The organism is Rhodococcus sp. NPDC006774, assembly GCF_040636045.1.
GTDB lineage: Bacteria > Actinomycetota > Actinomycetes > Mycobacteriales > Mycobacteriaceae > Rhodococcoides.
Window position 1 is genome coordinate 114,183 of the sequence record NZ_JBEYIW010000013.1, and the last position, 21,904, is coordinate 136,086.

At 66.5% G+C, this 21,904-nt stretch carries 25 protein-coding genes and 1 riboswitch; of the genes, 9 read left to right on the forward strand and 16 right to left on the reverse strand.

The window, feature by feature from the left end:
- Nucleotides 1–23: 23 nt before the first annotated feature.
- The 6 genes from ABZ677_RS19585 to ABZ677_RS19610 all read right to left on the reverse strand — a co-directional run bounded on the left by ABZ677_RS19585 (nt 24) and on the right by ABZ677_RS19610 (nt 5,406).
- Nucleotides 24–791: an SDR family NAD(P)-dependent oxidoreductase gene (locus tag ABZ677_RS19585; RefSeq protein WP_032397116.1), complete on the reverse strand. Its 768-nt coding sequence runs from the start codon at nt 789–791 to the stop codon at nt 24–26.
- Nucleotides 792–906: 115 nt separating this feature from the next.
- Nucleotides 907–1,923, reverse strand: coding sequence for a hypothetical protein (locus ABZ677_RS19590; protein ID WP_358372352.1), 1,017 nt, complete (start codon nt 1,921–1,923; stop codon nt 907–909).
- Nucleotides 1,920–3,104 (reverse strand): ATP-binding protein, encoded by a 1,185-nt coding sequence (locus ABZ677_RS19595; RefSeq protein ID WP_358372355.1) that lies wholly within the window; start codon nt 3,102–3,104, stop codon nt 1,920–1,922. Before ABZ677_RS19595 ends, ABZ677_RS19590 begins: the two co-directional genes overlap by 4 nt.
- A 33-nt stretch (nt 3,105–3,137) precedes the next feature.
- Nucleotides 3,138–3,842 (reverse strand): TMEM165/GDT1 family protein, encoded by a 705-nt coding sequence (locus ABZ677_RS19600; RefSeq protein ID WP_037186607.1) that lies wholly within the window; start codon nt 3,840–3,842, stop codon nt 3,138–3,140.
- A gap of 207 nt (nt 3,843–4,049) precedes the next feature.
- Nucleotides 4,050–4,577 (reverse strand): peptidase, encoded by a 528-nt coding sequence (locus ABZ677_RS19605; RefSeq protein ID WP_358372358.1) that lies wholly within the window; start codon nt 4,575–4,577, stop codon nt 4,050–4,052.
- 205 nt (nt 4,578–4,782) lie between these two features.
- On the reverse strand, nt 4,783–5,406 hold the full coding sequence (locus tag ABZ677_RS19610) for a superoxide dismutase (RefSeq protein ID WP_037186603.1): 624 nt from the start codon (nt 5,404–5,406) through the stop codon (nt 4,783–4,785).
- 260 nt (nt 5,407–5,666) lie between these two features.
- Here ABZ677_RS19610 and ABZ677_RS19615 point away from each other — a divergent pair, with 260 nt between their 5' ends.
- Nucleotides 5,667–6,806: an acyltransferase gene (locus ABZ677_RS19615; protein ID WP_252341992.1), complete on the forward strand. Its 1,140-nt coding sequence runs from the start codon at nt 5,667–5,669 to the stop codon at nt 6,804–6,806.
- A gap of 94 nt (nt 6,807–6,900) precedes the next feature.
- On the opposite strand, the gene ABZ677_RS19620 is transcribed toward ABZ677_RS19615, so the two are convergent.
- Nucleotides 6,901–7,827, reverse strand: a complete 927-nt coding sequence (locus tag ABZ677_RS19620; RefSeq protein WP_358372412.1) for an LLM class F420-dependent oxidoreductase — start codon at nt 7,825–7,827, stop codon at nt 6,901–6,903.
- 334 nt (nt 7,828–8,161) lie between these two features.
- On the opposite strand from ABZ677_RS19620, the gene ABZ677_RS19625 reads away from it, so the two are divergent.
- The 4 genes from ABZ677_RS19625 to ABZ677_RS19640 are packed head-to-tail and all read left to right on the forward strand — an operon-like array spanning nt 8,162 to nt 11,248.
- Entirely contained in the window at nt 8,162–8,464 is a 303-nt protein-coding gene (locus ABZ677_RS19625) for a rhodanese-like domain-containing protein (RefSeq protein WP_230596173.1), read from the forward strand.
- Nucleotides 8,465–9,556, forward strand: a complete 1,092-nt coding sequence (locus ABZ677_RS19630; protein WP_358372362.1) for a DUF4328 domain-containing protein — start codon at nt 8,465–8,467, stop codon at nt 9,554–9,556. It begins immediately after the preceding gene.
- On the forward strand, nt 9,553–10,326 hold the full coding sequence (locus ABZ677_RS19635) for a glycerophosphodiester phosphodiesterase (protein WP_094740583.1): 774 nt from the start codon (nt 9,553–9,555) through the stop codon (nt 10,324–10,326). Before ABZ677_RS19630 ends, ABZ677_RS19635 begins: the two co-directional genes overlap by 4 nt.
- A gap of 10 nt (nt 10,327–10,336) precedes the next feature.
- Nucleotides 10,337–11,248, forward strand: a complete 912-nt coding sequence (locus ABZ677_RS19640; protein ID WP_358372365.1) for a DUF5926 family protein — start codon at nt 10,337–10,339, stop codon at nt 11,246–11,248.
- Nucleotides 11,249–11,350: 102 nt separating this feature from the next.
- Here the strand turns inward: ABZ677_RS19640 and ABZ677_RS19645 are convergent, their stop codons facing one another.
- From ABZ677_RS19645 to ABZ677_RS19665, 5 genes are all read right to left on the reverse strand, one after another.
- Entirely contained in the window at nt 11,351–11,905 is a 555-nt protein-coding gene (locus ABZ677_RS19645) for a ferritin (RefSeq protein WP_037186588.1), read from the reverse strand.
- Between the two features lie 112 nt (nt 11,906–12,017).
- Complete coding sequence (locus ABZ677_RS19650) at nt 12,018–12,578, reverse strand: ferritin (RefSeq protein WP_358372369.1); 561 nt, start codon at nt 12,576–12,578, stop codon at nt 12,018–12,020.
- A 78-nt stretch (nt 12,579–12,656) separates the two neighbouring features.
- Nucleotides 12,657–13,892 carry an LCP family protein gene (locus ABZ677_RS19655; protein ID WP_230596118.1) on the reverse strand — a complete coding sequence of 412 codons (1,236 nt, stop codon included), beginning with the start codon at nt 13,890–13,892 and terminating at the stop codon, nt 12,657–12,659.
- A gap of 433 nt (nt 13,893–14,325) precedes the next feature.
- Nucleotides 14,326–15,114, reverse strand: a complete 789-nt coding sequence (locus ABZ677_RS19660) for a type II CAAX endopeptidase family protein (RefSeq protein WP_230596888.1) — start codon at nt 15,112–15,114, stop codon at nt 14,326–14,328.
- A gap of 54 nt (nt 15,115–15,168) precedes the next feature.
- The gene (locus ABZ677_RS19665) at nt 15,169–15,939 is read right to left on the reverse strand and encodes a DUF2470 domain-containing protein (protein ID WP_358372373.1); all 771 of its coding nucleotides are present in this window, start codon (nt 15,937–15,939) and stop codon (nt 15,169–15,171) included.
- Between the two features lie 197 nt (nt 15,940–16,136).
- On the opposite strand from ABZ677_RS19665, the gene ABZ677_RS19670 reads away from it, so the two are divergent.
- The 3 genes from ABZ677_RS19670 to ABZ677_RS19680 are packed head-to-tail and all read left to right on the forward strand — an operon-like array spanning nt 16,137 to nt 18,463.
- Nucleotides 16,137–16,859 carry a hypothetical protein gene (locus ABZ677_RS19670; RefSeq protein WP_358372376.1) on the forward strand — a complete coding sequence of 241 codons (723 nt, stop codon included), beginning with the start codon at nt 16,137–16,139 and terminating at the stop codon, nt 16,857–16,859.
- A gap of 9 nt (nt 16,860–16,868) precedes the next feature.
- Nucleotides 16,869–17,801 carry a prephenate dehydratase gene (gene pheA, locus ABZ677_RS19675; RefSeq protein WP_037186577.1) on the forward strand — a complete coding sequence of 311 codons (933 nt, stop codon included), beginning with the start codon at nt 16,869–16,871 and terminating at the stop codon, nt 17,799–17,801.
- Nucleotides 17,798–18,463, forward strand: a complete 666-nt coding sequence (locus ABZ677_RS19680) for a histidine phosphatase family protein (protein WP_358372379.1) — start codon at nt 17,798–17,800, stop codon at nt 18,461–18,463. Before pheA ends, ABZ677_RS19680 begins: the two co-directional genes overlap by 4 nt.
- On the opposite strand, the gene ABZ677_RS19685 is transcribed toward ABZ677_RS19680, so the two are convergent.
- The 4 genes from ABZ677_RS19685 to ABZ677_RS19700 form a co-directional block, all read right to left on the reverse strand.
- Nucleotides 18,460–19,284: an ESX secretion-associated protein EspG gene (locus ABZ677_RS19685; RefSeq protein ID WP_358372382.1), complete on the reverse strand. Its 825-nt coding sequence runs from the start codon at nt 19,282–19,284 to the stop codon at nt 18,460–18,462. The genes ABZ677_RS19680 and ABZ677_RS19685 overlap by 4 nt on opposite strands.
- A complete protein-coding gene (locus ABZ677_RS19690) occupies nt 19,281–20,459 on the reverse strand; it encodes a PPE domain-containing protein (RefSeq protein WP_358372386.1) in 1,179 nt (392 codons plus the stop codon). Before ABZ677_RS19690 ends, ABZ677_RS19685 begins: the two co-directional genes overlap by 4 nt.
- A 75-nt stretch (nt 20,460–20,534) precedes the next feature.
- Nucleotides 20,535–20,846, reverse strand: a complete 312-nt coding sequence (locus ABZ677_RS19695; protein WP_037186570.1) for a PE family protein — start codon at nt 20,844–20,846, stop codon at nt 20,535–20,537.
- Between the two features lie 89 nt (nt 20,847–20,935).
- The gene (locus ABZ677_RS19700) at nt 20,936–21,502 is read right to left on the reverse strand and encodes a histidine phosphatase family protein (protein WP_358372389.1); all 567 of its coding nucleotides are present in this window, start codon (nt 21,500–21,502) and stop codon (nt 20,936–20,938) included.
- Nucleotides 21,503–21,602: 100 nt separating this feature from the next.
- A riboswitch (cobalamin riboswitch) is annotated at nt 21,603–21,678 on the forward strand.
- A gap of 69 nt (nt 21,679–21,747) precedes the next feature.
- Here ABZ677_RS19700 and ABZ677_RS19705 point away from each other — a divergent pair.
- On the forward strand, nt 21,748–21,904 hold a 157-nt coding region (locus tag ABZ677_RS19705; RefSeq protein ID WP_358372416.1), incomplete at its 3' end, for a CbtB-domain containing protein.

Consider the following 21,904-nt stretch of genomic DNA (forward strand, 5'->3'; position numbering starts at 1 on the left):
GGGCCACCCGGAGTGGTCAGTGATTAACGCGGAGCCATGCGGATTGCGCCGTCCATGCGGATGGTTTCGCCGTTGAGGTAATCGTGCTCGGCGATCATCTGGACCAGCTGCGCGTACTCGGTGGGCTGCGCCAGACGCGAGGGGAACGGCACCGATGCCTCGAGGCCCTGACGGTATTCCTCGGTGACGCCTGCCAGCATCGGGGTGTCGACGATGCCGGGGGCGATGGTGTTGACGCGGATGCCGACCTGGGCCAGGTCGCGAGCGGCGGTGATGGTCATCGCGTGCACGCCACCCTTGGACGCGGTGTAGGCGATCTGGCCGATCTGGCCCTCGAACGCCGCGACCGACGCGGTGTTGATGACGACGCCGCGCTGGCCCGCGTCGTCGACGGTCGACTGCGACTGCATCCGGTTCGCGGCCAGCCGCATCACGTTGAACGTGCCGAGCAGGTTGATGGTGATGACGGTGCGGAACAGCTCGAGATCGTGCGGCCCCTTCTTGGACAGGATGCGGCCGGCCCAGCCAACGCCTGCGCAGTTGACGACGATGCGGAGGGGGACACCGGATGCGACGATCGTGTCCAGTGCGGCCTCGACCTCTGCCTCGCTGGTGACGTCCGCAGGGAGCAGTGTCACTCCGGCCGGGACGCTGTCTCCGGCACGCTCGATGGACTGCGGCAGATCGAGCCCGAAGACGGTGACGCCGGCGGCGGCCAGACGTGCGGCCGTTGCGGCACCGAGGCCCGATGCCCCGCCGGTGACAAGTGCTGCTGTTCCTGAAATCTCCACGTCGTGGATCCCCTTCGCTCACAGTGACGGGCCGCGGCACAGGCAGCGACCTCGTGGTCGTTCTGCACCATAACCGGCGGGGAACCTCAGGTACCGACGGGTGCCGTAGATCCTGTCAACGCCGGATGTGACCGGTGTGGTCGTACTCGACTCGGTGCGCATTGTCGCCCAGGTCGTCGAGCAGAATCGTGGCCGCCACGGGACGGCCAGGAGGCAGGAGGCGGACCGTCACCGCGCCTGCCTCTGCGGCATCGAGTGCCCTCGCCGTAGCGGCCACGATGCGGTCTCGGACGTCGTCGTCGAGTGCGTCCGGGGACCGATCGTCGAGCATCATCACCTCCACCCCGCGGGCCCGCGCGGACCTGGCGGCGCGAGCGAGATCGGGCCGAACCAGACCGCGGGCGCGCAGGGTGTCGCGAAGTTCGGCTTCGAGAAGCCGACACGCGAGGACTTCCTCGTCGGTGGGATCGGGACCGTCGGCGATGCGTTGGAGCAACGGACGGGCCAACGCGTCGAGACTGGCCAGGCGAGCGTCCCGTTCTTCCAGCGCCGCCGCCGCCGCGGCCTGGGACGCGATGCGCACTGTCGACTGCGTACGCAGCGCGAAAATCGCCGCGGCCAACGGCCGGATGGTGAACGCGAAGAACGTCGCCATCAACAGCGGCGCGATGTTGATGGCGCTGAACGAGAGCCCGTACAGAAATCCCTGACCCGTCACCACCGCCCATCCGATGGCGACGGACATGGTCAGTGCCAGCCCGAGCCACGCGGCCGGCGTGCGGCCGCGGACACACATGAAGGTGTAGATCACCACGGACATTCCCAGCGGCCAGGTCTGCAGGCTTCCGGCCAGTGGAACCGGCAGCACGGCGAAGACCAGAGCCGCTGCCACCGGGCCCGATACGGTCATCAGTACGGTCGACCGCGCGCTCGGCGGATCACCCGGCGCGCGGAGCAACAGGATGACCGCGGCCGAGAGCGCAAGCACCGCTGCGTATTCGGGCCACACTGCAGACACCCCGGTCAGGGTTGCGGATGCGGACACCAGGCAGGCGAGGACGAAGAATCCGGCAACTGCATACGCTGCTGCCGACTTCATCGCCAGCAGATCGCGGATGTCCTGGCCGTTCATCGCTTCCAGCCCAATCGCACGATGGTGCCTGCGGTGGAGGATTCGATCTCGGACGATCCGCCGTCGAGCTGACGCATTCTGCCCTCGATGCTGACCGCGACGCCGAGTCGGTGGGGCGGCACCGAACGTCGATCGAAGCCGATGCCGTCGTCCCGCACGGTGATGTGCATCGACGACGGGTTCAGCTCCACGGCAACCGAACGGTGTGATGCTCTCGCGTGAATCAGGCTGTTGCGGAGCGCTTCTGCCAATGCGGCAGCGATGGCTCGGACTGTGTCGGCCGGGTAGACCTCCGTGAGCTCGAGCGCGCCCTCGTGCACGGTGAATTCGATCGACTCGTCGACTGTCGTTGCGGCAGAACGAAGCTGGGCCAGAGCCTCGTCGGCCGAGAACGTCTCGGAGACGGTGCCGGTGGTCAGGTGATCCAGATGCATCAGAGCCGAGCGGGCCTGACGGGCCAGGCTGGGCGTGCGGCCATGGCGAGCCACAGCCAGCAGCGACGACATGACCTCGTCGTGGATCAACGCGTCGAACCGTTCGCGCTCGACCTCACGTGCGGTGGCCGCAGCCGCCCGGGCTGCGTCGTCGTGCGTCGTCGAGATCGTCGCGTCGAGAATGCGTCCGGTGCGTACCGCCGCCAGCGTGGCGGCCACGAACACCGTGCAGAACATCATCGAAAAGAAGATCTCCGCGATGATGTTGCTGCGGGGGAACGGCTCTCGCACAGCCTGATTCATCAACTGTGCGAGGACAACGCTGACGCTCATGTGGACGAACGCCGGGACGGGTCGCCACACCGTGGCGGCGGCGAGTGCAGCCAGGCCGGGAAACGCCGCGAGAAATGTCGGGGCCTGGTCGAAGGTGGCACCGTCCCAGGCCACCCACCACAGCAGGGCCATGATCGGGAACGTCACTGCTGCGATCGAACCGGCGATCCTGATGGCGGTGATACTCGGCTGAAAAGTGATGGCCCCGAATGCGAAACCACTGCCGAACACGACCACGACGGTGACCGGAGTCCACCAACCGGGAACCACCTCGCTGCTCCGCGCGATATCCGGGATCAACAGCAGCAGATAGATGAGATAGCCGGTACCGACGAAACGACCGAAGATTCTGATCAGCCGATCGGTCGAACGGTGCGCTGCGTCGGTCTTGCTCACCTGCTGGTCGTCGTTCATGCACCCCTCCCGGGAGAGGAGTGTAAACCAACGTCAGGCGCGCTCGATGGTGTCCTGCTTCTCCGATTCCCTTGCTGCCCTGGTGCGGGAGCGCCGGACGAACACGGCGACGACTACGGCGGAAATCGCGACGACCGCGCCGGCAGCGATGTACGGGGCTGCGGTACCTGGCATCAGGCCCTCGAAGAACAGGACGGCACCGAAGACGAAGAACAGGATGGCCGCGCCGTACTGGATCATGCGCTCCGGCAGGTGCTTTCCGAGTACCGCGCCGACCACGATGGCGAGAGCATCGGCGGCGACCATGCCGATGGTCGAGCCGATCCACACACCCACCCAGTCGTTGTCGGCGGCGAGAGTGACGGTGGCCAGCATCGTCTTGTCGCCGAGCTCGGCGAGGAAGAACGCCGACGCGATTGCGAGGAACGCGGATTTGGTGACCCGGGAGGCTTTCGCGCCTTCGTCGTCGGACAGGGAGTCGCCGCGCAGCGTCCAGAGTCCGAAGATGACGAACGCGATGCCGCCGACGATGGATATCGCCTCGGTGGGGATCGACACCCCGAGGAAGTGGCCGACCGCGACCGAGACCAGGTGCACGACGGTGGTGGCAACGGTGATGCCGCCGATGACGACGTACCACTTGTAGCGCAGGGCGAACGTCATGGCCATGAGCTGGGACTTGTCACCCAGCTCGGCGACGAAAATGACAGCAAAACTCAGCAACAATGCGGACAGCACAGCAGGCTCCTCGGTCGTCGAATGGACCGAAGGTCTCGCCCACCGGAACTGGCCGGTTCAGGTGCCGGGTCGCAATGAGCGACCAGTATGTCGACACGATGATTGGGGGCTACTCCCCTTCGCTGCATACGACTTTAGGGGCCTCGCCGCGAAATGTCCAATGCGCCAATAAGTTTGGGTTACCGAAAATTCGAGTGCGGACGGCGGTCAGGATGCGAGGAGCATCGCCAAAACTGCGGTGTCGGGATCGCTGATGGGATCGAGACCCACCCGGCTGACCATCGAGGTGACGGTGCCGTCGGATTCTGCCTCGACCCAGGCCGCGCGATGATCGAGCCCGAGGTGTGGCAGTCCGGGGAGCAGAACGCAGCCGGACGCAGCGCCCGCGCATTCAGGGAGCGTCGGGGTCGTCTCCGACGGTGGATGCAGCATCAGCAGTGCCGCAGGTTGATGTGCGGCGAACCGTCCGGGAGCCAACGCGAAATCCCCGATCACCGGACCCTCGGCGACGACCAAACCGACCGTCCCCGGCGCGGGGTCGTCGGGCAATTCCTCACGCACCCCGAAGACCGTCGACGTCGCCAACAGGCCCGGCACCGAGGCCACCCGCACAGCGAGGGCCAGGAACTGTGCCCATTCCTTGGTGGTGTCCGGCCAGCGGCCGGAGATCACGAATCCGCGCAGCAGACCGGCGGCATGAAACGGTGAAACACCGATGAGATCTCGCTCGTCCATCTCGATCGTTCCTCCCAGACAGGTACAGGGCTCGAAGCCGGGTACACGACGTTGGGTAGGAAGAGAATGACGCGAAAACGGCTGGCACACAAGATGGGGAGAGTGCCAGCGGGCTCCCCCCTTCGAAGCGTCAATGGACCACTGCACCCGTCTGAGCGGGGCAATGGTCCATTGACGCTGTCGGTGAAGCGAGTGGTGCGACGACCTACGGGAAGATCAGACCCGGGGTCTTCGACGTTGCGGCCTCGAAACGAGCCTGGACGTCGGCCCAGTTGACGACGTTCCAGAACGCCTTCACGTAATCGGCCTTGACGTTCTTGTACTGCAGGTAGAAGGCGTGCTCCCACATGTCGACCTGGAGCAGCGGGATGATGCCCAGCGGCACGTTGGCCTGCTGATCGTAGAGCTGGAAGGTGAGCAGCTTCTTGCCCAGCGAGTCGTAGCCCAGAACTGCCCAGCCGGAGCCCTGCAGGCCGTTGGCGGCAGCGGTGAACTGTGCGCGGAACTTGTCGAACGAACCGAACTGGTCGTCGATCGCGGCACCGAGCTCACCCTCGGGCTTGTCGCCACCGTTGGGCGAGAGGTTCTTCCACCAGATGGAGTGGTTGACGTGGCCGCCGAGGTGGAACGCGAGGTTCTTCTCGAGCAGGAAAATGGCTGCATGATCGTCGTTGTCACGCGCTGCGGCGAGCTTTTCGACCGCGGTGTTCGCGCCTGCGACGTAGGTGGCGTGGTGCTTGGAATGATGAAGCTCGTTGATCTCGCCCGAGATGTGCGGCTCGAGGGCGGAGTAATCGAAATCAAGGTCGGGCAAGGTGTACTCGGACACGTGGTTCCCTTCTCTAACGACGCCGTACCCATCGTGTGATGCGGGCACGTTCGTCCTACTGCGGATCTTTCGTAGGGTTCAACCCAATCTCATTCCTACCCTCAGTGCAACAGTTGTAACCGAGATGCTTTTCTCGGAATAAATCCGTGTGAACGTCGCAGTCGAATTGTTCGACTGTGAATCCGCTCCGAATATCACGAAACAGTTGCGGAGCGACTGCGGATTGGTCCAATACATGAACGGAACCTAAACTCGCGGGTGTGAACGGGGACCGGCCGAGCCAGAGCACGGTCGACGAGTCCGCCTCCATACAGCGCGTCGACGCACCCCGAGTCCAGATGGACGGTGCCGACCTCCTCCGCGTCATCGCCGTCCTCGCGGTGTTGTACTCACACATTTCGTTCTATCTGCTCGACGACATCGGCGGCGGCTGGTGGATGATCGACGTCGTCAACACCGTTCTCATCGAGGACGCAGGCCTCAACCTGCACCTGTCCTTCGTCGGCGTCAGCATCTTCATGCTGCTGACCGGCCTGCTGATCACCCGATCCGCCATGCGGCAATCGCGTCGGGACTTCATGGTCGCGCGCCTCGCCCGCCTCGTCCCGGCCCTCTGGTTCGCCATCGCCATGGCCGTCATCCTCGTCAAGCTCGGCCTCAACGGGATGTTCAGCGGCCAACCCGGTATCACCAACGGCGAGGCGGTCCTCAGCTTCTTCCTCGGCGGCTTCTTCCTCCGACCCGAGGTCGCCGTCCTCGGTGTCACCTGGACGCTCGTCGTACAGATCGTGTTCTACCTCTACTGCATCTCGATGCGCGGGACACTGAACACCAGGCCCATCGTGGTGCCACTCGTCGGCGCTGCACTGTGCGCACTGGTGATCGTCTACAACCTCTACCTGCCGCAGCCCTACACGGTCCCGTTCCTGACCAAGGTCGCAGGCGTACTCCCCACCCTGTTCCTCGGCCAGATTGCCTACCTCGGATGGGCACGCCTGATCACCTGGCGCTGGGTCGTCGTCGGCGTCATCGCTCAGATCGAAGTGATCCGACTCGCCATCGAAGTCCACACCTTCTGGATGGGCGACACCTACCTCTGGACACTGCTCGTCGTCACCGGAACCGTCCTGATACTCGCCCGATACAACGGACCCATCACCCGCTGGCCCGTCATCCGATGGATCGGCACCCGAAGCTACGCGATCTACCTGATCCACACCCTCGTGCTCTACCGGATCTACGCAACCGTCGAACCGCACCTGGGCCCCAGCGCCGCCGTCCTGGCATTCCTGGCCGGTACCGCCGCACTCGCCGAAATCATGTACCGATGGATCGAACTGCCCGCTGCACGACACATCAGCGCCCAATACGCTCGCCTACGCGCCCGATCCGCCACCTGACCGAGCCCCCCCGGGTACTCAATGTGACATCCAGTGGACTTTTGGGCAGTCAATGTCACGTTGAGTGGACTCGGGCGGGCCGGTTTCTGGAGGGTCAGAGCTGCGGGAGTACCTCGGAAGCGACGAGTTCGAGGTGATCGAGATCGGTGAGGTCCATGGTCTGCAGGTACACGCGTGTCGCGCCGATGGCTCCGAAGCTGCCGATTTTGTCGACGAGTTCGGCGGGGCTTCCTGCGGCACCGTTCTCCCGTAGTTCGGATACTTCGCGGCCGATGGCGGCGGCGCGTCGGGTGATGTCTTCCTCGGTGCGGCCACAGCAGAGGACGAGGGCGTTGGAGTAGACGAGGGAATCGGGGTCGCGGTCGGCGGCTGTGCAGGCGGCGCGGACGCGACCGAACTGAGTCTCGGTGTCGGCCAGCGAGGCGAAGGGGATGTTGAATTCGTCGGCGTATTTCGCTGCGAGTGCCGGGGTGCGCTTCTTGCCTCCGCCGCCGATGACGATTGGCGGGTGTGGGGTCTGCACCGGCTTCGGGAGCGCGGGGGAGTTCGTGACGGGATAGTGCGTGCCGGCGTGCGAGAAGGTCTCGCCGACGGGCGTGTTCCAGAGCCCGGTGACGACGGCCAGTTGCTCTTCGAGTCGGTCGAAGCGTTCGCCGAGCGGCGGGAAGGGAATGCCGTACGCCGTGTGCTCGCTCTCGAACCAGCCGGCACCGAGGCCGAGGTCCACGCGACCTCCGCTCATGGCGTCGACCTGGGCGACGCTGATGGCCAGGGGCCCCGGGTAGCGGAAGGTCGCAGAGGTGACCAGCGTGCCGAGCCGAATGGTCGAGGTCTCGCGGGCCAGCCCGGCCAGGGTGATCCACGCATCGGTGGGGCCGGGGCCGCCGTCGCCGCTCATCGCGAGGTAGTGGTCGGATCGAAAGAATGCGCCGTAGCCGAATTCCTCGGCAGCCTTGGCGACGCGGAGCAGTTCGTCGTACGTGGCGCCCTGCTGCGGTTCGGTGAAGACGCGTAGCTCGATGGAAGTCATGTTCGCCAGCCTAAACAGCGGATTCACAGGACCGCAGACGGCGGCTGTGTCAAATCACCATCGATCCACAGGCCCAGTTGGTACTCGATACACCGCGAGGCCTACTCGGAGCTTTGACCTGTGGATAGAAACCGGCACGAGCCCCGATTCTGTGGATCGATCTGTGGATACTGTGGATAACTTCTGTGACTCCAGTGACATAGGTCATAGCGAGGCAGCGCTTCGGTCGCGAGGACACGGGTGGCAACCCCGCGCGGACGCGTGACAAGATCGAGGTGTGTCTCATCCCGAGCAGTCGCCTGCCGTCACCGTCGATCGTCTCCCGGTGCCGTTCCCGCCGGCGGCCATCCTGCTCGACGTCCGCGAGGACGACGAGTGGCAGGCCGGACACGCACCTGACGCCGTCCACATCCCGATGGGCGACATTCCGTCCCGCGCCGGTGAGATCGACAACCAATCCGAGGTGTACGTCGTCTGCAAAGCCGGTGGTCGCTCGGCTCGCGTAGTCGAATACCTCAATCGCGTGGGCTACGACGCGATCAACGTCGACGGTGGGATGCTCGCCTGGCAGGCCGCTGGTCGACCGATCCAGCGCGACGACGATGCCCACGAAGCGAGAATCATCTAGATGTCGGCACCGCAGGGACGCGCTCAGGCGTTCCAGGTCTGTGCCCGCTGCAGCACCCGCTGGGCTGTAGGCGCACGGCCGGGCACCTGGTGCCCTCGCTGCCACGGCGTGCTGCTGTCACCGGTGTCGACCAGGGCACCCGCACAGGGTGCCCGAAACTTTCGATGGGTGGCCCGCCCTTCGGCCTCGTCGACAAAGTCCGAGCGTCGCAGCCGATCCGCATCCCCGACCCCGACGCCGCACTACGCCTCGACGCCCACCTGGGGATTGCGGGACATCCCGCGCGATCCCGACGCCGATCGCCGCGTCGGTCGCGTCGAGCGGTACGCCGCGAATGCTCAGAACCTGGTCGTCGTCACCGCTATGTTGCTGACGCTGGCCGCATTCGCCGAAGTGTTCCGGTACGGCATCCTGCTGCACAACCGCGAGCGACTGATTTCGCCGATCACCCTGGCCGTGTCCGACGCATTGGTGTACTTCGCCCAGGTCGGCGCGCTCCTCATCGGTCTGGCGGCGCTGATCTCCTCGTCCTGCTGGCTGATCGACCAGCGCAGACGCGCCTTCACCGCCGCCGGCTCCACCGATCCGCGATCGGTGCGCACGATGTTGCTGTTGTCGATGCTGCCGCTGGTCCGCATCGTGATGCCAGGGGTCTACCTCACCGAGGTGGTCCGGCTCCGCGGCGGTGCCGATGCCGACGTGCACCGCGAACTGACACTGGTTCGCGTCTGGTGGGCCGTCTGGGCAGCGAGCAACGCGCTGGTCGTCGTCCAACTGCTGTGGAACCTGCGCGATTCCCTCCAGGCCCGCGCCGACGGAGTTCTGCTGTCGGCATTCGTGGCACTGGTCGCCGCGGTCTCGGCCGTGCTGACCCTGGCCGTGATGCGCCGACTCGAAGGCCGCACGCTGCGCGGCTCCGCCATGTCGCGTCCGACCCGCTGGGTGATCGCCACCGGCACCGAACAGAAACCGAAGCAGCAGTCCGAACAACAGCAGTCCGAACAACAGCAGTCCGAACAACAGCAGCCCGAAGAAAAGCAGCCCGAGGAAAAGCAGCCCGAGCGTGAACCCGAGGCGGTGACGGCGTCGTGAGTCCCGATCGGCGTGGGCCACTGGTCGTCGCGCATCGAGGTGCGTCGGCGGCCAAGAAGGAACACACTCTCGCGGCCTACGACCTCGCACTGCGCGAGGGAGCGGACGGCGTCGAATGCGACGTGCGGCTGACCAAGGACGGCCATATCGTGTGCGTGCACGATCGCCGTGTCGATCGAACCTCGAACGGCACCGGCATCGTCAGTGAGATGGACTTCGCCGATCTCGCCCGACTGAACTACGGCGACGCCGACGAACCCGCCGAACTCCTGACGTTGCACGACCTCATCTCTCTCGTCCTTGACTGGAACAACAAGCCGGTCAAACTCTTCATCGAGACCAAGCATCCCGTGCGGTACGGCTCGCTGATCGAAAGCGCAGTGCTCGCCGAACTGCACAAGTTCGGCATCGGCGCACCTGCGTCGGCGGACCACTCGCGGGCGGTCATCATGTCGTTCGCGCCGTCGGCCGTCTGGCGCGTACGGCGGTCGGCTCCGATGCTTCCGACGGTGCTCCTCGGCGACAGCTCGCACTACCTCGGTGGGGGAGCGGCGACAACCGTCGGCGCCACCGCCGTCGGGCCGTCCATACGGGCTCTGCGCGAGCACCCGTCCATCATCGACCGCGCAGCAGCGTCCGGCCGGGCCAGTTACGTGTGGACCGTCGACGAGAAAGAGGACGTGGACCTGTGCCGCGAGCTCGGCGTCGGGTGGATCGCCACCAACCACCCCGGTCGAACGCGAGCCTGGCTCGAATCGAAGAACGTGTAGGTTTTCGGGCGTGGGTAAGAGCAAAAGAAACAGTGGACCGAAGCAGGACAGCAACCGAGCAGCGAAGCTTGCTCAGCGGGAAGCGGAACGCGCGAGCATCGAATCGGCGTCGGCTCGCCCGTTCGAAGGCCTCGCCGCCGAATGCGACCTGGTAGCGCTGCGCGAGTTCGTCCCGTCGGCTACGGCAACCGCGCCGATCACGGTGGACGGTCGCACCATCACGTTGGCCACGGTGCTACCCGGTGCCGTCGCGGCATTGGTGCGCGAAGACGCCGATACCGTCGAGGGCTTTGTCGGCCTGCAGGTGCAGAACCAGTCGAAAGACGTTGCAGCAGATATCAGTAGTGCGCTCGGCTGGGCGTCCACCGCGTCCCCGGGAGAGTCGCTCGAAGCCGCGAAGATCACCGACAGCACCCCCGCGTTGACCGAGATGCTCGACGCGTCCGCACTGCTCGAGATCACCGTCCATCAGGACTTCAACTGGTGGATTCCCGAAAGTGCCACTCCCGCAGCCGATGTGACTGCCACCGTGGAGCGCGCGAACCAGGCGATCATGCCCTCGGCGCGAATCGAGGCCGACGGCGTCGTCGCGGCCTGGTGGGTGGATGCAGGCGACAAGGCGCACATCCGGTGGGTTCGTCCGGAGAGCGAGGACGACGTGATGCTCGCCCTCGCGCGCCTGCACGCTGCGGGTGATCTCAACTTGGGTGAGGGATCGCGCTACGCCGGTTCGTTCCGCACGCACGGGGTACTGGTGCCGGTGTTCGATCTCGATCCCGAGATGCACCCCACCGAATGGGCAGGGCCCACAAAGGAATTCGGCGAGAAGCTGGGCGAGGCACTGGCTGTCGACGCTCCGCTCACGGCGGCGCAGTTGCGTTCGCGCGACGGCCTACGCGGCCGCCAGGTCACTCTGCGCTAGAACGCGAGAAGGTGGCCGCCCGAACAGAACTGCTTGTTCGGGCGACCACCTCTATGAGCGCGAGGGTTCGCGCGTTACTCGTGGGAAATTGCGACGTGCAATTTACAGCGATCCGCCGGCAACGGTGGGTGCGCCCGAGTCGGCGACCACGCTGGTGTTCATCTCGCGGGCGACGAACTGCTCGAGATCGAACAGGTTGTGGCCCGCGCGATCTGCGATGTTGAGCAGCGTCTTCATGCTGGCAACTTCCTCGACCTGCTCCTTGAGGAACCACTGCATGAACTGCTCGCCGAGGTAGTCGCCCTCTTCACGTGCGGTGCTCGCCAGAGCGATGATCTGCTCGGTGACGGTCTCTTCCTGCGCCAGCGCCAGGGCGATGGCCTCACGAGGATCGGTGAAGACGGACTTCGACGCGTCGACGCCGGTCAGCTCGACCGTGATGTCGCGATCGAGGAAGTACTGCACGATCATCATCGCGTGGTTGCGCTCTTCGACCGACTGCGCGTAGAAGTGCTTGGCCAGCTGCGGCAGATCGACATTGGCGAAGTAGACCGCGGTGGCGATGTACTGCTGCGAGGCGTTGAACTCGTTGCGAATCTGGTCGCGGAGAAGTGCGTGGAATTTGGTGTGGCTGGTTTCCTTGATGTCTGCGCTCATGCTCAGGACAATATGCCTGGTCAGAGGGCATTGTCATCCAAGTCGATCCTTATTGAGGCGAACGTTGCCTAATACAGTCGATCCTAAATGTCGTCTCTGAGCAGGGCGCAAACTACGCCCTTCCGGCTTCTTTCGGGGCATTGGTGGCGCGGATCACCGTGGAGCCGATCTCGCGAGCGACGTACTGCTCGATGTCGAACAGGTTCGATCCGGCCCGGCGAACGATGTTGAGCAGACTCTGCATCGCCGCCACCTCCTCGACCTGCTCGGTGAGGAACCAGTGCGTGAACTGCTCGCCGATGTAGTCGCCCTCGGCCCGGGCAGCGCGCGCCAGCGCCGTGATCTGCTCGGTCACCGTCGACTCCTGAGCCAGCGCCAATTCCACCGGTTCGACGACCGACTGGAACTCCGTCACCACGTCGTCGATGCCCGAGGCGTCGACCTCGAGTCGATTGTCGATGAGGAAGCGGATCATCATCATGGCGTGCCGCCGCTCCTCGGCGGACTGAGCGTAGAAGCGCGTGGCCAACTGCGGTAGATCGTTGTGGTCGAACCACACCGCAATCGCGACGTACTGCTGTGATGCGGTGAACTCGTGCCGCACCTGGGCGCGCAGAAGATCGTGGAACGACGCACCGGGCGTCGCGGCGGGCTGGGCAGACGGCGATGTCATGGTCCACAACCTACATTCAGGGTCGTTCCGCAGGCTCCACTCCCGCCTACCGGCTGCCCATGGGGAAATCAGGGTCGCTCAGGGGCCACCGGTCAGCAGTTCCGGCGGGATCTCACGGTCCTGCGCAATGGCGTCGAAGAATGCCGGAGCGCGAGTGTCGTCCCACAGCAGTACGTTTCCGACGTCGGAGTCCTGGAATCCGCCGACGGGAACCGTCGTGGTCACCGGACCGCTGCGCATCGCCCAGGCCAGTGCGGCGAGGTTCCAGATGTGATCTCCCTCGTCGACGCTCAATGACGAGGCGGTATCGGACACCAGCGGCCACAGCCGGAACGGGTTGAGGAAAGTCGAAGCGCTGGTTGCCTTTTCCAGGAGGGCGGACATGAACGCGCGCTGATTGTTCATCCGGTCGATGTCGGCCAATGCCGTCGCGCGGGACCGCACGAATCCGAGCGCCTCGGCTCCGGTGAGATCCTGGCAGCCGGCGGCGATGTTGATGCCCGCCAACGGATCGTCGATCGCATTCTGCACGCATACGTTGACGCCACCGACCGCGTCGACGATCCCGGCGAAGCCGCCGAATCCGATCTCGGCGTAGTGATCGATGTGCACACCGGTTGCACCCTCGACCGTCTGTACCAGCAGTGGCGGACCGCCGAATGCGAAGGCCGCGTTGAGTTTGTCCTGGCCGTTGCCCGGAATCGACACGTACGAATCGCGCGGCAGGCTGACCATCGTGGGCGCGCCGCTGCCCTCGGGGATGTGGATCAGGATGATCGTGTCGGTGCGGCTCGGGCCCACCTCGCCGCCGGTCGCGAGCGAGGCTTCCTGCTCCGGCGTCAGGCCGGCTCGCGAATCCGATCCGACGAGAAGCCAGTTGGTGCCAGGGGTGTCGCCGATGCGCCCGGGATACGAGGTGAGGGCGTCCACGCGCGTCAACGAGCTGTCGACGTAGTAGACGGCACCGCCGATTCCCAGCACGAGGACCAGCAGCACGATCAGGAAGCGTCGACCCCAGCGTCTGCGCTTGCGCGGCTTCGCGACCTTCGGTGGCCGTGAATCACGCTGCGGCCGAGCGGGTTCGGGGCGTCTCAGCGCACGCTGCGCAGGTGCTGCCGGTTGCCTGCGCTCCTCGGTGAACGGCTCCGGCTGCTGACGCGGCGCATACCCGGTGCGACCCGGTGGATCGTCCTGGGGGCGTGAATACTGACGCGTCGAATTCGGGAGATCCGACTGTGCAGATCGGGGTTCGGGTGCCTGCGACCAGGCCTGCTGAGGGCTGTGGCGTGGGAGTGGCGCCGGCCGAGGCGGCACGTCCGGCCTGGGAGTGGGGCGGCCGTCGCGTCGGATGAACTCGGTGCCCTCCGGTGGCGGCTGGTTCGGGCGATATCCACGTGGGGGCGGCTGTTGGCCGGGCGGTGGGCGGTTGGGTCGTGGCGGGGGCGGCTGGTGGCCGGGCGGCTGCTGACGGGGGCGTGGTGGACCCGGCTGGTGCGGGGGTGGACCTGCAGCGCGACCGGGTTGGGGCGCTGGGCCAGGCCGGGGCGCGGGATCGGGACGACCGTGCCGGCTGGGCATCGATCGGTCCGGTGGCGTGCGGTTCGGTGGGGTGCGGTCCGGTGGCGGCGTTCGACCGGGAGGCGGCGTTCGCCGGTCTGGCGCGCCGTGCCGTCCGTGGCGATCGTCGTCGTTCACGAATCGACTGTACCTACCGCCGCTCGAACGACCGGGTTCCTCGACTCCCGATTCACGGGAGCCACGACAGATGTTCGCGCAGGAGGGCGTAGCCGACGAAGGCGACGATGTCGATCAGAGCGTGCGCGATCAGCAGTGGCCACAGTCTGCCGGTGCGCTGCCAGTAGCGGCCGAACACCAGACCCATGAGGAAGTTTCCGACCCCACCGCCCACGCCCTGGTAGAAGTGATAGCTGCCGCGCAGCAGCGACGAGCACAGCAGGGACGCGTTCTCGCTCAGTCCGAGTCTGCGTAGGCGAGAGATCAGGTACGCCACGACGATGATCTCCTCGGCACCGGAGTTGGCCAGCGCGTACAGAATCAGTGCCGGGACGCGCCACCAGTGGTCGTCGAGGGCGCTGGGAACGACGTTGAGGTTGAATCCGAGGGCGTTGCCCACGAGGTACAGCGCCAGGCCGGGCAGCCCGATCAGTGCGGCCAATCCGACGCCGTGACCGAGGTCGATCTTCAGCCGCGGCCGGGCCAGCCCGATCGCGCGGGGTGCCAGATCTGCTCGCCACAGCAGGTACAACCCCAGTGCGCCCCAGGCGCACAGACGCAGGATGCTCAGCAGCTGGAACAGCAGATCGATCAGGCTGAAACTCGACCGTGACGAGTTCAGCGCCACGGTCTGATCGGACAGGGCAGCGGTCTGCAGCGCGTCCTCGACGAGCGAGAGGATGCTGCTCATACCGCTCAGCCCGAACGTGACCAGAAGGACGATCGCGATCTCGACCTTGATCGTGGTGCGTTCGCGGGCATCGGGCGGTGGAGCCGTGCTCGCGGGCGGCGGTGGCGTCAACCAGCTCTTGAAGTCGATCACCGCACGAGTCTGCCCTGTTTCTCCGAACGTGCGTCAGCCGCGGGCGCGTAGTCCGTTCAGAAACGGGCAACCGGCGAGCACGCGCAGCGCGCGACTGAGCGAGAGGACGTCCTCGACGGGCTCGGCGAACCCCAGCCGGACGTCGTTGTCGCCGCATTCGCCTTCGATCCGCAGCCGAATGCCGTAGCGATCGATGCCGAGCGGCCGGATTCGGCCCTGCCGGAGCGACGGCGGGAGGCGTCGGGCCAATTGGGCGAGCAGGTCCGGGTGGTCGGAGTCGAGGTGCTCGAGCCAGCTGGTCTCCATCTCCCAGAAGGGATCGGGTTCGGCTGCCAGCAGCGTGTCGACGTCGACGGGCTCGGCTCCGGTGCTGTCGGCGACCACGGCGGAGGTGACGATCAGCCGCATCAGCGAGGTGGTGTGCCCGACGTCGAGGAGAGCGGGATGCGGATGTTCGGCGGCCACCGCTCCGGCCATCGGGCGCATCAGCGAGTCCGGGACCGGGCGTAGATCGCCGCGAAGCCACACCAGCGAACGCACCGGTTCACGCAGCGCGAGCGGCGCGTGATCGGTGAGTTCGAGGACGGCGGGGATGCCGGCACGGGAGGACTGCCAGGTGTGCGCGTCGTCGAGGGAGTCGGTGGGGACGGCCAGGATCATCTCGCCGTTGGGTCGCAGATGATGCAGGGACGTGATCACCGGGTCGCTGCCGTCGATGGCCAGGGCTGCGCCCTCGGCGCGCATGCAGGCACTGCGTACGCGTTCGGCAGTGGTCGGTCCGGTGGTGGTGGTTGCGCCGAGCATGAGCTCCTCCGATGCGATCGGTCAGGCGAGTAGGTGAGGCAAACCTAAGTTAGCGCGGTGTGGCGAGGATCGCAAGGCCGTGCACGGGAGTGGAGCCCGCGGAACGACCCGGACCGCAGAAGTGGAGCCCGCGGAACGACCCGGACCACAGGAGTGGAGCCTGCGGAACGACCTGGACCCGGGTCTACCGTGTAGGCGTGCCGATTCCGCTGACCCTCGGTGTGCCACACCGACCCGACCCGAACGCGCTCGTCCACGGACTGCTGCAGCCGATGTGCGCCGACGCCCACGCGCTGGCCGCGGCCCCGCGTGGAGCCGAGTACGGACCGCCCGTCGTCCGGGCGTCGACCCTGCTCGCACTGTCCGACTCGGACGACCACGGACGTATCGTGGTGCATCTCGACATCGACCCCGACGAGCTCCGGGCAGGTCCGACCGGCGGGTACGAGGCCGTCCGGTTCGACGTCGACGCGCCGGCCGAGCACCTCGCCGACGCACTCGCGCTGCGGTTGCCCTCGCCGCTGGTCGTCTTCCCGATGTTCGACGCGATTGACGTGGCCGAGACCGCGGAGGCCGTCGTCCTTGCCCACCGGACTCCGGGCATCAGCGTCGCCGACACCCCGCGTCGCATCGCCGACGTGCTCGCCGTGGTCTCGCACGCCGATGTGGGCCTCGTCGCCCGCGCCGACTCCGGCGACGAGGTGCTCGCGATCCTTGCGGCGACGGTGGCGTCGCTCCGCGGGGACGACATCGCCGCGGCCCTTGCTGCTCCGAACGTCGCCGCACTGCGGGCGCTCATCCCCGAGGCCGCCGAGGCGGTGCGCGAGGTGCTGCTCGGAATCGAGATCGTCGACGCCGCCCGGGCTCGCGACCGGCTCGTCGACGTCGGTTTGATCGCTTCGGAGACGTCGACAACGTAACCTCGAGGCGTGCCTCGCATCGCTTACTTCGGACCATCGGGAACGTTCACGGAGATGGCGCTGGCGCAGTTCGAAAAGCTCGGAACCTTCGGCGCGGTCGGTCTGGACGGGGCGGTCGAGCGGGTCTCGGCGTCGAACCCGCCTGCAGCGCTCGAGGCCGTGCGATCGGGTGCGGCCGACGCGGCCGTGGTCCCCATCGAAAGCTCCATCGAGGGAGCGGTTCCACCGACGCTCGACGCGCTGTCGGAGGGCCGCCGATTGCAGATCGTCGCCGAGACCGAGATCGAGGTGGCCTTCACCATCCTCGGCGGTCCCGGTGTCACTCTCGACTCGGCCCGCACGATCAGCGCCTATCCGATCGCACTCAATCAGGTGCGCCAGTGGCTGCAGACCGCCATGCCCGACGCCGTGGTGCAATCGGCGTCGTCCAATGCCGGTGCAGCAGAGGATGTTGCGGCCGGAATGGTCGACGCTGCGGTGTCGACGCGGCTCGCCGGTGAGCGTCTGAAGTTGCCGCAGTTGGCCGACGGGATCATCGACGTGGAGGGCGCGCGGACTCGCTTCGTGCTGGTGACCGCGCCGCAATCGGTGCCTGCGCGCACCGGCGCCGACCGCACGTCGGTGGTACTCGAGCCGCCGAACGACCCGGGCACGCTGCCGGCAGCGTTGGCCGAGTTCGGAATTCGCAACATCGACCTGACCTTCATCGAATCACGGCCCACCCGTTCACGATTCGGAACGTACAGGTTCTTCATCGACTGCGCCGGGCACATCGACGACCCACTCGTCGCGGAGATGTTGGCCGCATTCCACCGCAAGATGCCCCTCCGGTTCCTCGGATCCTGGCCCACTGCAACAGGATCGGGCGGTTCGGTACCGCCGCCGATCGACGAACACGTGCAGTGGGTCGCAGACATTCGTGCCGGACGCGGTGATCTGTGATGGGCAAACTGATTCTGGTCCGGCACGGTCAGACGACAGCCAACGTCGCCAAGATACTGGACACCTCACCGCCGGGAGCCGAGCTCACCGAGCTGGGGCACCAGCAGGCCGACGCGTATGCGCAGACCTGGATCGGACGCCCACCCGCAGTGCTGGTGTCCTCGGTTGCGTTGCGTGCCAAGCAGACTGCCGGCTACATCGAGCGCGCGACAGGGGTTCCCCTCGTGGTGGCCGAGGGAATTCAGGAGACCTTCGCAGGCGATCTGGAGGACCGCGACGATGCGGATGCGCACCGCGAGTTCACCGAGATCTTCAGTCGCTGGCATGCTGGAGATCTGGCGGCGACCGTGCCCGGAGGCGACAGCGGACATTCGGTCCTGGAGCGGTACGTCCCGGTGCTCGACACTCTCCGTGCGCAGTACCTGAGCGACGACACGGCAGGTGACGTCGTCGTCGTCAGCCACGGTGCCGCAATCCGACTGGTCGCGGCGGTACTGGCGGGCGTCGAGGGCACGTTCGCGGCCGACAACCACCTCGACAACACCCACACCGTCGAGCTGCTGCCGCTGCCCGACGGAGGATGGTCCTGCGCCAGATGGGGCACGTTCCTGCCGCCGTTCGAGGGCAAGGGCAGCGACAAGGCGGACAACCCGATCAGCTAGCGGAGATGCTCACCGGCCGATGCGATCAGCTCGGTCAGGGCACCGATCACTCTGCGATCCGTTGCGCCGGTCAGTGAGCTCCACGATATGCCGTCGGCGGCGAGGGTGGAGGTGGCGACGATGCGTCCGGCTCTGGTGTCCAACAGTGCAACGGGTCTCCCGGCGACGTGGCGGGTGCCGTGTCGGCGGGCGACGGCAGTGATCTCGGTTCTGCCGGTGCAGGTGGCCATCGCCGACGCCAGAGCCGCGGCGCGGTCGTCCGCTATGCCGATACCGCGGAGGCGAGACGCGGTTGCTCCGACGTCGGTCGGTGCCGCATCGAGTGCTTCGGCCAGCAGATCGGTCGGCGCGTTGATGCTGCCCGGGTCGAACGACGCAGCCGAGCCGATCGTCGACGCGAGGTCTCGGGCCGGATCACCGTGAACGGTGCGGATGGTGACCGCGTCGTCCCGCCGCACCGCCGACACCGTTGTTCGATCGTCGGATGCCACGCAGATCCGAGTGGTCGGAACGGGCTCGGCGCTCTCGACGTCGAACACGCGGGCCGAGACGTACCAGCGAGGTTGTTCGAGAACTCGTATCCACTGCCGAAGATCCTCGTGGACGAGGCCGCCGGCCAACAGTCCGGCCGAGTCGAGGGCGCAACGGCCACGTTCGAGCGCGGAATCCCGTGCAGCAACGTCGTCGAAGCGCGGGAACACGTTCAGGACGACGGGTAGCTCGGCGATCGACAGCTCGTCGACCAGGAAGTCCATCTCGTCCACACCGAGTGAGGCGGTCGGCAATGTGTGGCCCACCGGCACGGTTCCCAAGTCGATCAACGGCCGTTCCCGCTGGTGTGGGGCAGGGTGGCGTGGGGCAGGGTCGGATCCGCACCGATGACGGACGGCGCGACGGTGCGGCCGTCCGCGAAGTGCTCGAACTGCTTGAGGTAGTCCGGGGTCTCGTGTTCGTCGTCCTCGGCCTGCCCGCGCGTGCCGGAGGCCGGAGCGCCGGCCGCGCCCGTTCCGCGCTGAGCGAGGCCGCCATCGGCCGAGGCTGGTGGGCCGAATGCGGTCGGACCGCTCTGGGCTGCACCGGCCGGCATCGAGCCACCACCTGTGGGACCCAATGCGGAACCGGGTATTCCGACGCCACCGCCGAGCCCGCCTGCTCCACCCGCCCCTCCGCCGAACGACACCGGACGTGTGGACGCCGGGCCGACGGCAGGAGAGGCCGAACCACCGGATGCAACACCGTGACCGCCGCTTGCTCCTGATCCGCCGGACAGTGCACTGGACCCGATGTTGGACGCGGCGGTGGCCACGGCCGACACGCCGGTACCGGCGATGGAGGTGGCAGCACTGCCGAGCTGACCCGCCGCCGCGGCGACGCCGGGGTTCTGGGTTGCGGCCATCAAGCCGCCGATCGCGGCCTGAACCGGAGACGTCATCAGCGCGCCGTTCGCGAATCTGCCGAGCCCGCTCCCGGAATCGGAGACGATGGCCGGCGGCTGATCGAACGTGGTCTTGACGATGCGGTGCGAGGAGACCAGCTCGAAGCCCTCCATCACCATCGCGGCGCGGATGTCGAGCAGTCGGTCGGCCACCTCGGCCGCCTCGTAGCTGCCGTTCATCACGCCACCGGTCGAGGCGGCGGTGACCTTCGCGGCCTGCACGGCTCCGATTTCGACGAGCGAGGGCATGGTCGCCAACGCGACACCGTACGAGGTGCCTGCGGCCGGGGCCTCGACCGAGAGCGCCGCCGCCTTGACTGCCGTGGCGGCGGTCCAGGTCGCGAAACGGCCGAGCGCAGCCTGAGCGAGCAGAGCCGACTCGCCCTCCCAGCCTGCGGTCAGAGCCGCGGTGACGGCGGCGATACTCGCCGATGCCTCGGTGAATGCCGCGGCGACCGACCCCCACGCGCCACCGGCGACGTGCAACGGCACCGGTCCGGGCCCGAGCAATCGCGTCGAGTTTCCTGTCGCCGTGCGTGGCAGCCACACCACACCTGTCACTCCGAGCGTCATCCTCTAGCCCCCATGATGTTCGAGCGTTGTGTCGAGATTCTTGCTGCGGTCGAGTTCGGTGCGTCAGATGCCGGGTAGACCGGGCAGCCCCCCGGCTGTGTCGTCGTCGGTGGCCACGTAATCCGCGGCCTGTTTCCGCAGTTCCTCGGCCGCCCGGTGCAACTCCGAAATGCCCTGCGCTGCAGCAGGTCCGAAGGTCTCGGCTGCGGTGCCGAAGAATCGTTCGGTCAGCAGCGACACCTCGTCGGTACCGGGTGGCAGTGGCCGCACGGGGATTGCCGTCGCAGTGACAGCCGCCTGCAATCGAGCGGCGACCGCATCGAGTTCGGAGGCAGCGAGCTGCAGTGCCACCGGATCCACCTTGATGACGGTCATGAGCGAGGCTCCTTGATCGAAGAACTTTGCGCTGTCGGTAGGTAGGACGCCGCAGTGTTCGGTTCGGTTCCCTCTGCGCGAGAAAAAATTCAGACGAACTTCTGGGCCACCGAGCCGACAGTCCACCTGCCGCCTCGACGGCTGACTGCCGTACGCGTGAGCGGGGAGACGTCGATACGCCAGAACGAGGACATCGGAGCCGCCAACACCGACACCACCACGGCTCGGACGACGGCAGGAGAGGTCACCGCCAGCGTGCGGCCGGGCGTGGATCCGACAGCACTCAGCCACGTCCCGACGCGAGAGAACAACGCATCGAGGGATTCGCCACCCGGTGGAACGAACGCCGGATCACCCAGCCAGGCCATCGCGTCGGCGTCGGGCAGATCGGTCATCTCGAGGCCGGACCACCGGCCGTAGTCGATGTCGGCCAACGCGGGTTCGATCGAGACGTCCGAGCCGAAGATGCGGGCCGTGGAGGTCGACCGGATTTCCGGGCCGGACAGGACGCGGTCTACGCGGGGTGGATCGGTCACCGCGGCGAGATCGCGCAGCCCCGCGTCGTCGAGTGGTTCGTCGCCGGGAAACCGGCCGGTGCGCATCGCCTCGGTTCTCGCGTGAGCGACCAAGATCAGTCGGGTCACGGGCGCAGTCACTCGACCATTCTGGCATCGAGCCGAAGTCCGCCGACACAGCGATTGACACAGAGTCCAGAGCGATGCCACAGTTCGCTGGTAATACGCGATGTACGCAGGTAATCCGGTGAAAATCCGGAGCGGTTGCGCCACTGTGATCGACGTCGGGCATATGTCCGAATTCGAGAGTCAGAAAACTCGTTCATCGCATGGCCGTCCCCGTTTTCGAGCGGGGACTACGGGACGCATATCCCAGGAGGACAACCATGGCAATCACTCATTCCCCCAGTAATGCGACGGAGTCGGCTGCGCTCGCCGTCATCGTCGCCGCAACGATCCTGCTCGCCTTCGTCGTGCTCTACCTCGTCGGTTTCGATCAGGGCGCGATCTCCCGCAGTGGCATGTACATGCACGAGTTGATGC

Bases quoted from the DNA above. Each gene is read 5' to 3' on its own strand.
- ABZ677_RS19590 (WP_358372352.1), bottom strand. From the start codon at position 1,923: ATGAACGGCCAGGACATCCGCGATCTGCTGGCGATGAAGTCGGCAGCA.
- ABZ677_RS19595 (WP_358372355.1), bottom strand. From the start codon at position 3,104: ATGAACGACGACCAGCAGGTGAGCAAGACCGACGCAGCGCACCGTTCG.
- ABZ677_RS19605 (WP_358372358.1), bottom strand. From the start codon at position 4,577: ATGGACGAGCGAGATCTCATCGGTGTTTCACCGTTTCATGCCGCCGGT.
- ABZ677_RS19630 (WP_358372362.1), top strand. From the start codon at position 8,465: ATGTCGGCACCGCAGGGACGCGCTCAGGCGTTCCAGGTCTGTGCCCGC.
- ABZ677_RS19645 (WP_037186588.1), bottom strand. From the start codon at position 11,905: ATGAGCGCAGACATCAAGGAAACCAGCCACACCAAATTCCACGCACTT.
- ABZ677_RS19650 (WP_358372369.1), bottom strand. From the start codon at position 12,578: ATGACATCGCCGTCTGCCCAGCCCGCCGCGACGCCCGGTGCGTCGTTC.
- ABZ677_RS19665 (WP_358372373.1), bottom strand. From the start codon at position 15,939: ATGCTCGGCGCAACCACCACCACCGGACCGACCACTGCCGAACGCGTA.
- ABZ677_RS19695 (WP_037186570.1), bottom strand. From the start codon at position 20,846: ATGACCGTCATCAAGGTGGATCCGGTGGCACTGCAGCTCGCTGCCTCC.